The organism is Gracilimonas sp., from assembly GCF_017641085.1.
Lineage (GTDB): Bacteria > Bacteroidota > Rhodothermia > Balneolales > Balneolaceae > Gracilimonas.
On sequence record NZ_JAEPPI010000003.1, the window covers coordinates 256,909 to 270,906 of the forward strand.

15 protein-coding genes and 1 tRNA gene are annotated in these 13,998 nt (G+C 42.9%); 12 read left to right on the forward strand and 4 right to left on the reverse strand.

Translation table 11 applies throughout. From position 1 onward, the window contains the following. Positions 1-190 precede the first annotated feature (190 nt). A complete protein-coding gene (gene gcvP / locus JJ941_RS12120) occupies positions 191-3,085 on the forward strand; it encodes an aminomethyl-transferring glycine dehydrogenase (RefSeq protein WP_290965580.1) in 2,895 nt (964 codons plus the stop codon). A 120-nt stretch (positions 3,086-3,205) separates the two neighbouring features. On the opposite strand, the gene JJ941_RS12125 is transcribed toward gcvP, so the two are convergent. Continuing rightward, positions 3,206-3,829: a DUF1684 domain-containing protein gene (locus tag JJ941_RS12125; RefSeq protein ID WP_290965583.1), complete on the reverse strand. Its 624-nt coding sequence runs from the start codon at positions 3,827-3,829 to the stop codon at positions 3,206-3,208. A gap of 9 nt (positions 3,830-3,838) precedes the next feature. Further along, positions 3,839-4,288 carry an OsmC family protein gene (locus tag JJ941_RS12130; protein WP_290965586.1) on the reverse strand — a complete coding sequence of 150 codons (450 nt, stop codon included), beginning with the start codon at positions 4,286-4,288 and terminating at the stop codon, positions 3,839-3,841. Between the two features lie 191 nt (positions 4,289-4,479). On the opposite strand from JJ941_RS12130, the gene JJ941_RS12135 reads away from it, so the two are divergent. The 3 genes from JJ941_RS12135 (at position 4,480) to JJ941_RS12145 (ending at position 7,806) form a co-directional block, all read left to right on the forward strand. Then, on the forward strand, positions 4,480-5,295 hold the full coding sequence (locus JJ941_RS12135) for a UDP-2,3-diacylglucosamine diphosphatase (protein WP_290965589.1): 816 nt from the start codon (positions 4,480-4,482) through the stop codon (positions 5,293-5,295). Then, the gene (locus JJ941_RS12140) at positions 5,292-6,329 is read left to right on the forward strand and encodes a glycosyltransferase family protein (protein WP_290965592.1); all 1,038 of its coding nucleotides are present in this window, start codon (positions 5,292-5,294) and stop codon (positions 6,327-6,329) included. The genes JJ941_RS12135 and JJ941_RS12140 overlap by 4 nt, the downstream gene beginning before the upstream one ends. 514 nt (positions 6,330-6,843) lie before the next feature. Beyond that, positions 6,844-7,806, forward strand: coding sequence for a universal stress protein (locus JJ941_RS12145; protein ID WP_290965594.1), 963 nt, complete (start codon positions 6,844-6,846; stop codon positions 7,804-7,806). 113 nt (positions 7,807-7,919) lie between these two features. On the opposite strand, the gene JJ941_RS12150 is transcribed toward JJ941_RS12145, so the two are convergent. Both JJ941_RS12150 and JJ941_RS12155 read right to left on the reverse strand, forming a co-directional pair. After that, positions 7,920-7,993 (reverse strand) — tRNA-Ile (locus JJ941_RS12150). A gap of 216 nt (positions 7,994-8,209) precedes the next feature. Beyond that, positions 8,210-8,596 (reverse strand): hypothetical protein, encoded by a 387-nt coding sequence (locus JJ941_RS12155; RefSeq protein ID WP_290965596.1) that lies wholly within the window; start codon positions 8,594-8,596, stop codon positions 8,210-8,212. A 343-nt stretch (positions 8,597-8,939) separates the two neighbouring features. Here JJ941_RS12155 and JJ941_RS12160 point away from each other — a divergent pair, with 343 nt between their 5' ends. From JJ941_RS12160 to JJ941_RS12195, 8 genes are all read left to right on the forward strand, one after another. Continuing rightward, positions 8,940-9,194 (forward strand): hypothetical protein, encoded by a 255-nt coding sequence (locus tag JJ941_RS12160; RefSeq protein WP_290965599.1) that lies wholly within the window; start codon positions 8,940-8,942, stop codon positions 9,192-9,194. 305 nt (positions 9,195-9,499) lie between these two features. Next, positions 9,500-9,841, forward strand: a complete 342-nt coding sequence (locus JJ941_RS12165) for a P-II family nitrogen regulator (protein WP_290965601.1) — start codon at positions 9,500-9,502, stop codon at positions 9,839-9,841. 46 nt (positions 9,842-9,887) lie between these two features. Continuing rightward, positions 9,888-10,367 carry a hypothetical protein gene (locus tag JJ941_RS12170; RefSeq protein WP_290965603.1) on the forward strand — a complete coding sequence of 160 codons (480 nt, stop codon included), beginning with the start codon at positions 9,888-9,890 and terminating at the stop codon, positions 10,365-10,367. 798 nt (positions 10,368-11,165) lie between these two features. Beyond that, positions 11,166-11,297: a hypothetical protein gene (locus JJ941_RS12175; protein WP_290965605.1), complete on the forward strand. Its 132-nt coding sequence runs from the start codon at positions 11,166-11,168 to the stop codon at positions 11,295-11,297. 49 nt (positions 11,298-11,346) lie between these two features. Continuing rightward, positions 11,347-12,420, forward strand: a complete 1,074-nt coding sequence (locus JJ941_RS12180) for a site-2 protease family protein (protein ID WP_290965606.1) — start codon at positions 11,347-11,349, stop codon at positions 12,418-12,420. 145 nt (positions 12,421-12,565) lie between these two features. Beyond that, the gene (locus JJ941_RS12185) at positions 12,566-12,781 is read left to right on the forward strand and encodes an SHOCT domain-containing protein (RefSeq protein ID WP_290965607.1); all 216 of its coding nucleotides are present in this window, start codon (positions 12,566-12,568) and stop codon (positions 12,779-12,781) included. Between the two features lie 26 nt (positions 12,782-12,807). After that, positions 12,808-13,665, forward strand: a complete 858-nt coding sequence (locus JJ941_RS12190; RefSeq protein ID WP_290965609.1) for an ATP cone domain-containing protein — start codon at positions 12,808-12,810, stop codon at positions 13,663-13,665. Continuing rightward, positions 13,662-13,997 carry a glutaredoxin domain-containing protein gene (locus JJ941_RS12195; RefSeq protein WP_290965611.1) on the forward strand — a complete coding sequence of 112 codons (336 nt, stop codon included), beginning with the start codon at positions 13,662-13,664 and terminating at the stop codon, positions 13,995-13,997. Before JJ941_RS12190 ends, JJ941_RS12195 begins: the two co-directional genes overlap by 4 nt. The last annotated feature ends 1 nt before the right edge of the window (position 13,998 follow it).

The following is a 13,998-nucleotide window of genomic DNA, read 5'->3' on the forward strand; positions in this document are numbered from 1 at the left end:
GGGTTTTTATTAAGACCTGTAATAAATCAAAAAAAAGTGAGAAATGAACTATTTGTCGCCCTAAAGTCTGCTCTTTTGAGCTCATTTTTCCTTATTTTACAGAATCCTGTTTTTCGATATGACAAAGGAATTTTATTCTTGTCATTCGTTGTTCCTACCAACCAAAACCAACTCATTTTTTCTTACATAGATGGACATTAATTTCGAGAAAGAAGTATTTGCCCGCCGCCACAACGGACCCACTCAGGAATCAACCCAAAAAATGCTGGAGGTCATCAAAGCCGATTCTGTTGATAAGCTGATTGATGAAACCATCCCCGAAGGTATTCGCTTAGACAAACCGATGGATCTTCCCGGGGCATTAAGTGAACATGATTTTCTGACGGAATTCAAAAAACTGGCTTCCAAAAATAAAATCCATAAGTCGTTCATTGGCATGGGCTATTACGATACGCTCGTTCCCAATGTCATCAAAAGAAATATTCTCGAAAACCCGGGTTGGTACACTGCCTATACGCCCTATCAGGCTGAAATTGCCCAGGGCCGGCTGGAGGCACTCATTAATTTTCAGACCACCGTCAGCGACCTGACCGGAATGGAGCTGGCCAACGCTTCTTTGCTGGATGAGGGAACAGCGGCCGCGGAAGCCATGAGTATGCTGTACGGACAGCGACGAGGTAAGAAGCGTAAAGAGGCGGAAGTATTCTTTGTTTCGGAATTGTGCCATCCTCAAACCATCGAAGTTCTGCAAACACGAGCTGAACCGATTGGGGTAGAAGTGAGAGTAGGAGATCATCACGAGCTGGATGTGACCGATTCGGAATTATTTGGAATCCTGCTTCAGTACCCGGCAACCGATGGTAGTGTGGAAGATTACACGAATATTATTGAGGCAGCACATGAACATGATGTATATGCTGTGGTAGCTGCAGATTTATTGAGCCTGACGTTACTGAAAGCGCCGGGTGAAATGGGAGCCGATGTGGTAGTTGGTTCTTCTCAAAGGTTTGGCGTACCAATGGGATACGGTGGGCCGCATGCTGCCTTCTTTGCCACCAAAGAAGATTTTCAGCGAAAAATTCCGGGACGAATTATCGGTGTTACCCAGGATGCAGAAGGCAAGCCGGCTTATCGCATGGCACTGCAAACCCGTGAACAACACATTCGCCGGGAAAAAGCCACTTCCAATATTTGTACCGCTCAGGTGCTGCTTGGGGTGATGGCCGGGATGTATGCGGTTTATCACGGACCTGAAGGACTCAGGAACATCGCATCTAAAGTTCACGGCTTAACCAAACTAACGAAAGCCGGAATGGAAAAGATGGGAGTCGAGGTTCAAACCAAAACCTATTTTGATACCCTGACGGTGAAGGCAGATTCAGCCAAAGTGAAAGCGGTGGCTGAACAACATGAGGTTAACTTCCGCTATGTGGACGAAAATACCATTGGCCTTTCTTTTGATGAAGCCAAGAACCTGGAAGATGCTGAGTTGGTACTTACCATTTTTGCAGAAGCCCTCGGTAAAGAGAACAGTTTTGACGTTCAGGCTGAAGCCGAACAAGTGAAAGTGGATTATCCTGAAAACCTGGCTCGCAAAACCGATTACCTGGATCACCCGGTATTTAACTTGTACCATTCGGAGCACGAAATGCTTCGATACATGAAGCGACTAGAGAATAAAGACCTTTCGCTGGTGCATTCCATGATTTCGCTTGGTTCCTGCACCATGAAATTGAATGCCACGGCTGAAATGATCCCGGTTACCTGGCCTGAATTTGGTCAAATTCACCCTTTTGCTCCCCGGAAACAGGCTGAGGGTTATACGCAATTATTTAATGAATTGAACGACTGGCTGTGTGAGATTACCGGTTTTGCGGGGATGTCGCTTCAGCCCAATTCCGGAGCCCAGGGAGAATATGCCGGATTGATGACCATTCGTGCTTACCACAAAGCCAATGGTGATGATCATCGGAATGTGGCACTTATTCCTTCATCTGCTCACGGAACCAATCCTGCCAGTGCAGTAATGGCCGGCATGGATGTAGTTGTGGTTGATACCGACAGCCATGGTAATATATCAAGTGACGACCTTGAGGCTAAAGCTGAAAAATACAGCGACCGCCTGGCCGCGCTCATGATTACCTATCCATCAACGCATGGTGTGTTTGAACATAAAGTGAAGGATTTCTGTGAAATTATACACAAGCATGGCGGCCAGGTTTACATGGATGGTGCGAACATGAATGCCCAGGTTGGGCTGACCAGTCCCGGTGAAATCGGAGCCGATGTGTGTCACTTAAACCTGCATAAAACATTTTGTATCCCACACGGTGGTGGCGGACCGGGAATGGGCCCGATTGGAGTAGCTGAACACCTTACTCCCTTTCTGCCTTCTCATTCAGTAATTAAAACCGGTGGAGAAAAAGGGGTGAATGCCATTTCAGCAGCTCCATGGGGAAGTGCCAGCATTCTCACCATTTCCTACGCTTACATTCGGATGATGGGCGCCAACGGGCTAACGGATGCAACGAAATACGCTATCCTGAATGCCAACTATCTGAAAGATCGTCTTAAAGATCATTATGGAATTCTTTATACCGGCAAAACCGGCCGTTCGGCCCATGAGTTTATTGTGGATCTTCGTCCGTTTAAGCAATCGGCCGGAATTGAATCCGTGGACGTAGCCAAGCGCCTGATGGATTACGGCTTCCATGCGCCAACGATGAGCTTCCCGGTTCCGGGGACGTTGATGATTGAACCTACCGAAAGTGAGTCGGTTGAAGAGCTTGATCGTTTCTGTGATGCCATGATCTCCATCCGAAAAGAGATACAGGAAATTGAAGACGGCATTGCTGACAAAGACGACAACGTACTTAAGCATGCTCCGCATACACAACGCGTAATTATGGCTGATGACTGGAACCGAAACTACTCCCGTGAAAAAGGAGCCTTCCCTCTGGAAGACCTCAAATACGATAAGTTCTGGCCGTCCGTTTCCCGTGTTGATGATGCCTATGGCGATCGTAATCTGGTGTGCTCTTGCATTCCGATGTCGGCGTATGAAGAAGGGATTGAAGCGGTGTAGAATAGCTTGAACATCCAACAAGGAACATCCAACGTTGAAAGTTGAACGTTTCTTGAAAACTTTGAAGGAGTAAAGGACTGACAGTCATTTCTGCGAAAACTCTGGAAGGATGTGTAAACCCTATTCTTTTGTAAAATCCTTCACCCCGGCATACACCGGTATATCCATGCGGTTTTGTTTGGGGACCAGAGGGCAGGAATATTTGGTGTTATACACGCAGTAGGGGTTGTATGCTTTGTTAAAGTCAATGATGACCGAATCACCGGCGGGAATCCACATTTCCAGGTAACGACCACCGCCGTAGGTTTCTGCTCCGTTGGTTTCATCCCTGAAAGGCAAGAAGAGATAGTTTTTATACTTTTCTGTTTCCCTCAGCTCGTGACTTTGAAATACATCCAGGGAAACGGGCCGGCCGTAAACGGAGAAATGAAGTTCTCCGTACTTCTCATAGGTTTTAACTTCAGAAGTGGTGGTCGGCATGTCAAAAGCCGGCTGGTTGGGGGTTCTGGTGAACTTAGCTTTGATGTAATAATCCAGGTTAATGGGGAAGTAGTCCAGCCCGGTGAATTGTTCAAAGTCTTCTTCTTTCAGCGGCGAAGTATCCCGATTCTGAAAGGCCTGATCTAAAGAATCCTGATAGGATTTAATTTCATTAATTAAGTATGTATCCGGTTGTTGCCCCGAAGCAAAACTCATCCCGCCAAATACTAAAAAAACGGTTAATAATAATGTACGAAAGTTCATGGGGAGCATTTATTCGGTTACGGAACTTTTAATTCGGATGTCGGCCTCAAGGGTGCGGTGAACCGGGCATTTCCTGGATATATCCAGAAGTTTTTCGAGCTGTTCCTGGCTTAAATCTCCTTTAACAATCAGCTCTTTTTCGATGACGTCAATCTTACTTTTGGGGTCTTCACAGTTCTGGCAGTCTTCGTCGTGGCGTTTGTTATGGCGAAGTTCAAGATATAGATCTTTCACCGGCCACCCTTTTCGTTCGGCGTACATTTTCACCGTCATAAGTGTGCATGATCCTAATCCCATCAAGAGGTAATCATACGGGTCGGGGCCCTGATCTTCGCCTCCATCCACATGTTCGGGTTCGTCGGCGAGGAGTTCATGTTTTCCCGCTGTCAACGTAGTTTTAAACTTTTCATTTTCAGGCAGGTGGGCGTGTACAATCTTCTTTGCGTTTTCTTCACTCATTTCAGAAATGTTAAATGATGAATGTTAAATTTTAAATGACAGCATGTCTCGTTCTTGAATGAACTTAACATTTAGCATTTAAAATTTAAGATTCATAATTCCATAACAATCATCTAATCAATTCATAACACTTGGGATAACCCATGATAACATAGGCTGGCGATCTTTGTCCCAAATAATCATCTCAGACTATGAAAAGATCAATCGATACCGTTGTAATATCTGATGTTCACCTCGGCACCATTGGCTGCCATGCTGTCGAACTGGTTCAATATCTGAATTCCATCGATCCCAAGCGAGTCATTCTAAATGGAGACTTCGTGGATATGTGGAACTTCCGAAAATACTACTGGCCGGAATCCCACATGCACGTCATCCGTACGCTTATCACCATGATGACCAACGGGGTGGATATCTATTACCTGACGGGCAATCATGACGAAACCTTACGAAAAGTCTCCAGCCTGCAGTTGGGTCCGCTGTTTATTAGGGACAAACTGGTGCTTGAGCTGAATGGAGAGAAAGTCTGGTTTTTCCACGGGGATATTTTTGATGTGACCATGAAACACAGTAAGTGGATTGCCAAGCTGGGCGGACAAGGATATGAAATGTTGATCCTGATAAACCGCTGGATGAACTGGATATCTCAGAAAATGGGATATGGGAAGTTCTCGTTATCAAAAAAAATTAAAGATGGGGTAAAAACAGCCGTCAATTTTATCGATGACTTTGAAGTGACGGCTATGGAGCTGGCCATTGACGAAGGGTACGATTATGTGGTATGCGGTCATATCCATCAACCCAAAATACGCGGGTATGAAAATGAGAAAGGATCGGTGATTTATCTCAATTCCGGAGACTGGGTTGAAAACCTGACCTGCCTTGAATATGACGGAGGAGAATGGAGCCTGTATCGTTATTCCGAAGATACCGTTTTACAAGAGAACCCAAGGATTAACCAGCTTATGAAGAGCCATACGCTTAATAAAAAACTGATGATCGGATGAAAATACTTTATGGTATTCAGGGTACAGGGCACGGGCATATAAGCCGGGCACGGGTGGTGTTGCCTAAACTTAGAGAACATGCGGAGGTGGATGTGCTGGTCAGCGGTTATAATTACAAGATGAATATTGACGGAGAGATTACCTATAAAGCCCGCGGACTCAGCCTGGCTTACGACAATAACGGGAGCGTGGATATGTTGGAAACAGCGCTAAATCTTCATCCTATAAAGTTTATACAGGATATGCAGGCAATCCCGATTGAAGAGTACGATTTTGTGGTGAATGACTTTGAGCCGGTGTCGGCATGGGCAGCTAATGGAGCCGGAATTCCTTGTGTAGCTATCAGTCATCAGGCTTCATTCTTGTCAGATAAAGCTCCGCGTCCCGTTAAGAAATCGCTGGTTGCTGAACAGGTGATGAAGCACTTTGCTCCCAGTACGGCAGCTGTAGGCTCTCACTACCTGCGATACGACGACTTTATTGAACCACCCATCATTCGCCGACAAATCCGGAATTTGAACCCTGTATTGGGGAATCATATTACCGTTTACCTGCCTGCTTTCGACCACCAAAGCTTGTGTAGCATATTCAATCAGGTTCCGAAAGTGCAATGGCACGTCTTTTCTCCAAATTGTGAGGAGATTTACACGAAAGGAAATGTGAAAGTATATCCGGTTGGGAAAGAAACTTTTCTGGAGAGTATTGAAAGCTGCTTGGGCATAGTATCGGCCACCGGATTTGAAACCACTGCTGAAGCTATGTTCCTGGGAAAGAAGCTGCTCACCATTCCCATCAAAAACCAATACGAGCAGTTGTGCAATGCCGAAGCCCTTACCCGGCTGGGAGGAACGGTGGTTTACCATATAGATCAGAACTTCGTCCAAACTTTATCCCGTTGGATCGATGAGGGATTGGTATTGAATCTGCCTGAAATTTCGGATGAGGATGAGCTGGTCAACAAAATTATTATTGCTGGAACAGGAGAAGGAATAACAAACAAGGTGCACGAAAAAGTGAGAGTAGAAGTGGCTTAGTTGTTAAAAAAGTAGTTTGGCATTTCATATAGCCCCTCTCTGTCGTCGCCTTTGGTAAGGGGAAAGAATTCTTTGGTAGCATTCTTATCTATTCAGAAAATCGACCCATCCTGAGATATTGAAGGAACTTTGTCAGAAAATGTTTAGATCTCCTATTCTTGTATCGGTGCTTTATATAGCAAATATAGATATGCGAATGACCGATGAACCGAGTGATCGATTTGCGAACTGTCGTGCTAATTAACCCATCATCGCGGGCCGTGACCCGTGATCTCCTTTATCGACGTCCGAAGCCGGAAAAGGAGATCCCGCATCTCCGCTACGCTTCATGCGGGATGACATGTAATTAACGTTCTTTATTGCGAGGAGTCGGGGTTCTAATTCAGGATTAGGATGTATAATGATGAAGCAATCTCCATTAATTAAGCACCCGGAAAATAGAAGCTTTTTCTTCATTCAACCTTCATAGTAAATGACGACCTTCCGGTAACAACTAATAACAGAGGAGGTTGTGATGAAAGCCAGTCATATCTTAGTCCCTACCGATTTTTCTGAAGCTTCTCTTGAAGCGGTTAAAATGGCGGCTAAATTTGTGGAGATGTACGACAGCACCGTTGACCTCATCCACGTGATCCCGCTAATGAGCTATTACGATGAGAGCATGCAGCATTTAGGCGTTCCGTTTGATATGGAAAAGGATCTGTATCCCAAAGTACTCAAAACAGCGAACGACAAACTGCATGAAATCGCTGAAGAATATATCCCCAAAGAGCATCGCGGACAGTTAATCAATCTGGTAGGGCGAAAGCCTTCTCAGGTGATTGCAAATAAGGCCAATGAAAGCCAGTACGATTTGGTCATTATGAGTAACAAAGGTGGCCATGACTCAGATGAAGTTCGTAGTCATATCACCGAGAAAGTAATCCGATATAGCGAAAAGCCGGTGCTTAGTATTGGTACCTCTTTCGGTGGAAATGACATCCACGAAATCCTGGTTCCGATGGATGGTTCCGGCGACTCTGTGGCACCACTGGTTCAGGCCTTCGATTTTGCTCATGCCTTTGATGCCGGTATCACACTGATGCACATCATTGAGCCGTATTCGCTGGGTATGGAAGTGATGCCATTTACTGTGGAAGATGATACTGCCGTCTATCACTCACTGATAAGTAACATCAACAAATATTTCGAAAAACATCCTGAGTTAGGATTCACTATCCAGCGTACCGGTGTTGATTTTGAAGACCTGCTGGTGAGAGAAACTGAGAGCGGTTCATCATCGGTGAAAGTAGTAAGCATTGTGAAGAAAGGATTCTCAGCCCATACTGAAATCTGCGATTATGCTAACAACAGTGCAGATATGGTGATTATGAGCACCCATGGAAGAACCGGTATAGCCCGCATACTTCTGGGCTCAACCACAGCCATCGTGGCTCAGCACCTGAAAAAACCACTGATGACCTTACGCCCTGAATAAAAGCCGGCGCTAAGAAATTGACATTCAGGGACTACCAAAGTGAGTGAAAGGAGCCCGTGCATGTGAAGTAGCTTGTACGGGTTTCTTGTTTTGAGGTGGGATCATGATAAAAGTGGGCCCGGAGGGACTTGAACCCCCGACCAATCGATTATGAGTCGACTGCTCTAACCAACTGAGCTACGGGCCCTTTTGTTAATTAAACGACGATTTACCCAAAAAATGCCTTGAACTTGAAAGCTCATGTACACCAAGACGTACACCAAAGAAATTTTGTACACCATTGCTACCCAGTTTTTGGCAGCTGGCGTTAATTTTTTCAATTGTGTAGATGATGTTAGGCATTCCTCGAAAGTCGCTTACTTAGGGAAGTAAATATAGGGATTATTCTCAGCTCAATTCAAAATTAATTCCCTCTATTTTTAAGAAAATCAGTAAGCGTCTCAGCTAACTTTATTTGAATATCAGAAGCTTCCTTTTTGCCTTCTTCAGATTCATCGAATTGATAGTCTAAAATTTCTTTAAGTGCTAATTCAGCTCGTTCTTTTTTTGACAAATTCTTGACACTCTCCTCAAAAGGTTTTCCCTCACCTGTAAGCAGCCAAGTTCCATTACAACCGGAACCAATAACGATTCGGGCAAGCACTTCGGAACCAGGTTTTTTTATCCTTCCACTCTTCAAATCAGTAATTAACGAATAGTTGGAAATACCACATTTGTCTAAAAATTCTTTTGCAGAATTATATCTATTGCTAATTAAAATAATTCTTTCAGCGATCGGGTTTTTACTCATTTTGCTTGACTTGTATTAAACTCGAAGTGTAACTTATCGTTAATTAACTAAAATTCATTTACTTACAAAAGTAAGTAGATAAAATAATATACCCCCATGTCTAATCAAATAACAGAAACTCATTATAAATTGAAGATAGCGCTGTTGGTTAGGAGAGTTGGCATCAAAGAATTCGCCAATAACTTAAGGAAACCGGATGGTAAGATCGGGATCTCACACCAAGCACTTATAAGAGTGGCACAAGACAAAGAAAAAACTCCCTGGATCAAAAATGTGATCCATAAAACAATCAAAGAAACCAGTAAAGATTACCCAAACATTTGGGAGGAATTATTTAAAAGAAATGACACAAACTAAACAACAGCAATTATTTAAAGTATTAAGTGGCATTGAAAGCCAACTTGAACATGTTAGGTTTTTAATAAATGACTCAGTCCCATCTAGTGATTGGATTGATACCAAAGAATTTTCAAATAGATCTACCCTAAATAATAAAACAGTAACCAATTATGTGGGTAAGGGAGTTATTAAGAAGGCTAAAAAAATTAATGGAAGATATCTCATTCATGTTTCGGAGCTGGAATATTGGAGCAAGTAGATAGAATCTTCTCACCAGTCAATTCAAATGCAATTAACAGATTTAACATCTTAGGTCTTGCTGCCTTAATTGTATCCAGTCGTGAGTTGAAAAGTTTTTCAAAGCGCTTAGGCTAACAAAATCAGGGCTTAAAGACAACAAGTACCTTTGCAGAACCTTAACACTGACTATACCATAATATTTGACCCGTTCGCTCTAATTCATTTAAGCTTAATTTAAGCAAGGGTTCTTATAATAAGATCAGTTGAAATATCAAATACCATAAAAGTGGCCCTTTAGTTTTTATTAACCCAAAGTTCAATGCCATGAAGCTGTTAAAAGTTTTGATCAGACCCATTTTGCTTGAAGAAATTAGTAAAGAATTACGACACCACGGGGTCGATTGTATGATGGTATTTAAAGGAGAGGGTACTGGTAAATATATTGACCCCACCAAAGAACATGGTTCTTTGGATTTTCCAGCGATGCATGCAGAACTGGTAAAGATTGAAATTGCCGCTCACGACAAAGACGCCTCAAGAATTGCAAATATCATACAAAAGAAAGCTTCCACCGGAACTGAGGGTGATGGCATAATTTTTATTTCTTCAATTGACGAAGCTATTCGTATTAAAGATGGTACTAGAGGACCCGGTGTCTTTTTTTAAAAAGATATGTAATAACTAAAAACACAATATATAAACTAACACTATCATGAAAACACTTACACTTACACTTACGATTCTTCTTTTTTCTGCAGGAATGGGCTTTGCTCAACAGCAGGATATGAATCAAAAGAAACAACAGATGCAGGAAATGATGCAGGATTCTACCATGCGCTCGATGATGATGGATCATATGGCACAAAACCCCGAAATGCGTAAGCAGATGATGCAAAAAATGATGGGCTCTATGAAGATGGACAGCACCATGATGATGAGCAATATGCAGAAAATGATGGATAACCCTGAAATGAAAGAACGCATGCAAGCCCACATGAAGATGATGCAGTCTATGATGCAGGATGGAGAAATGGACCACTCTAAAATGATGGAAATGATGGGCAACTCTTCCATGATGAAGATGCACATGATGTGCATGCAAATGATGCAGGGTAATATGATGGATGGCGAGGGTATGATGAACAAAAGAGATGGTATGAAAAGTAGCGACCATCAAAAGCATCATAATTAATCAAACTCAAAAGATAATCGGCCCATTACCGCCAGATATATAGAGTTTAGTTTAACATAATATTTTACCTAAGAAGTTAAACCCAAAAGCACTCTCTAATACAATGTATAAGCACATTCTATGGATGATAATCGGGTGTGGGGCCGTATTTTTGTTTCTCTTCATTGCCCCGGCACTTGGTTTAAGTAAGGGAATAGCAACTGCATTAGCAATTGTTGCCATGTTTGCCTGCCATATCCTGATGATCGGTCATCACCGAAAGGGCTCAGAACCACGGAGTCACTAATACTAGTTAGTGACTTTATGAAGCAAGTGAGTCAAAGAGGAGCATTCCAAACGCTCAGTAATACAATGGCACAAATGAATCAACGTTGATGTCTTTCCAGCAAAGAAATTTCGGTAGGGTGCGTAATCTAAACACTCTTCCGAAATTCGTTGCAAAATGAACATCTATGCCAAAATACAGCCGTTTTATAATTTTACTCAGCTTTATAGTAATAGGGGGCAGAAATCAGTAATAGTAAACGCGACCCAAGTAACTAAGTATTATGTAATGCTTGTCTGAATTGCTTCGATCTACAAATAATTAGTGGCCAAGAATTTTTACTCTTGCTGCTGTCCATTGACCTATTTTGATCCAGCCTATCCAATCATCTTTATAAGGGTAAAGTGACGGCCACCCTTATATATAGAAGCAATATAATTGCAAAATCTCTTACCAGTTTAAGCTTTATTTCAGCAATGCGTTTGTATGTTAAATTATGAACTTGAAATGTGAACCGGTTAACCCACTTTATTATGGACACACTGAAAAATCTGATTCGCAATCTTGCTGATAAAGTTGACCGGCTTCTGGGCGGTGCGCAGCTTCAGGAAATTCCTGTAAGATTAGGCACTGAAAATCCTCCAGCTGCTCACATGCTAAGGTGACTTGGATCATGTTCGACAGTTAACAACAAAAATTATAACGGTTATTGCCATGAAATGGTCACTTTACATCGGAAAACCTGCCGGTATCAAGGTCTTTATTCACTGGACCTTCATCTTACTGGTCATTTGGCTCTCCTGGATGCATTTGCAACAGGGACACGGGCTTTTTGAAATATTAATCGGGCTGCTTTTCCTTGCTGCCCTGTTTGCATGCGTCACCCTCCACGAATTCGGCCACGCCCTGGCGGCACGAAGGTATGGCATCGGAACCCGGGATATCAACCTGCTTCCCATCGGCGGGGTAGCCCGGCTGGAAAGCATGCCCGAAGATCCCAAAGAGGAACTGGTGGTAGCCATTGCCGGGCCGGCTGTTAATGTAGTAATTGCAATCGGGTTGTACCTCATCATGTTGGTATTGGGGCAAAGCAATATGGAACTGAGCCATCACATAACCGGCGGTAATTTTTTGGCCGACCTGCTGGTGATCAATATTATTTTGGTTCTGTTTAACCTGATACCTGCTTTCCCGATGGACGGTGGGCGGGTGCTCCGGGCATTGCTGGCCTTCATAATGAAAAGAAGCAAGGCCACCCGTGTGGCCGCTTCGGTCGGGCAGCTGTTGGCTATTGGTTTTGTTCTTTTCGGCCTGTTTTATAATCCGTTTCTGCTTTTTATCGGAATTTTTGTTTTTCTCGGTGCCGGGACGGAAGCTAACCAAGTAGGATTGCAGGAATCCTTGCGGGAAGTAAAGGCCAAAGATCTGATAACGACCGATTTTCATGTACTCCCCCAAACAGCTTCCGTATCAATGGCGGCAGCCGCCTTTATGGAAAGCCGGGAACCCGAACTGGTTATAACCGATCATGAAGATCGCTTTGTGGGGCTCGTATCCTATGAGAGGATCATCGAGGAAATACAAAAGGGGCATTTTGACAATCCGGTGGTAACCCTGATTAAAGAAGAGGTACAAACCCTGGCCCCGGGAACACTTATCTACGAGTTAGCATCGAAGATTCAGCAATCAGGCCAGCGTGTTTTTCCAGTGCTGGATGATGGCCGGCTGGAAGGAGTCATATCCCACACGGACCTGATTCACCTGCTGGAGCAAAATCAAGCCAATTAGCCTCTGGACACAGGCATTTAATCAGATATATTTTCAATATTTAAGCTTGTTTTAAGACTCATGGTCTATCTTACTGACAGTATCTTGCTGTGCATGCTACTGATGGCACAGCATACATTCAATAGTAACAAAACACCTTAGCACCATGTTATTTGATCATCACTTTATAGGCATGCACTGGATCTGGTGGGTCATTATCATAGTCATCATTCTCCTGGTGGCTTTTGATGTGATTCCATACAGGCCTAAAACCGACACCACCGAAGATGCTCTGGATATATTAAAAAAGCGGTTTGCCCGCGGTGAAATAGAACACGAAGAATTTGAAGAGCGAAAAAAAATTCTAAAGCAAAGTAAGTAGTCAACAGACGGCCTTAAAATAAAAAAATGGCAACATTTAACGTAGTGAAAGCGTCCGGAGAAAGGGAACCTTTTTATGAGAGTAAGCTTCGCAATTCTCTCAGAAAAGCAGGTGCCGATCAACAGATTACAGACAAGATTATTCACTCTATCCAACGGATTCTATTTGAAGGGATAACGACTGAAAAAATATACAGAGAAGCTTTTAAGCAGCTCAGGCAATACTCAAATTCTTCGGCTGGCAGATATAAATTAAAAGAAGCCCTGCTGGAATTAGGGCCTTCCGGTTATCCTTTTGAAAAATTTATCGGTGAACTTCTAATCAGGCTCGGTTATCAAACTGATATCGGAGTTATTATTGACGGGAACTGCGTCTCCCATGAAATTGATGTTATCGCAGAAAAAGACGACGAACATTTTATGATCGAGTGTAAATTTCACAACCGAAAAAGTCATAAATGTAATGTAAAAATCCCGCTTTACATTCAATCACGATTCAAGGATGTAGAAAGAAACTGGAGGAGCCAATCCGGCCACGAAGACAAACAACACCAGGCCTGGGTAGTTACAAACACCCGTTTCACTACTGATGCCCAGCAGTATGGCAAATGCGTAGGTCTTAAACTCTTAAGCTGGGATTATCCGGAAAATAACGGACTAAAAGACCTAATAGGCCATGTAAATCTTCATCCTATTACAAGCCTGTCAACCCTAAGCAATCAAAAGAAAAAGCTTCTTTTGGAACAAAATGTTGTCTTCTGCAAGCAAATATGTGAAGACAAGCAAGTTCTCAGGAATATTGATCTTGATAGTCATACGATGAACAGAGTCCTTAAAGAAGCCATGGATATATGTAATGTTAAAAATAATTCAGTGAACAGATGAATAATTCCAATAATAAGCACATAGAAAAAAGTACAACCATCATTATTTACTGTAAGGAATGGTGTGAATATTTAAAAAAGGTAGTTAACCTCCTGCGGGAGAAACAGCAAAATTTCACCTTTATCGATCTTCGGTATGATACATCAAAAGCTAACGAGTTGATATCGAAGCTGGGTAATCCACTGATATTACCCATACTTGAGATCAATGGTGTCTATTATGAAAAACCATCTTTTGCAGAGGCCACGAATCAGCTTGAGTTAACCTACTGGAGGCAAAAAGTCGACCAAGCTTATTATGATAAAGAACCATCCGGGGACAAGACTTATTAAA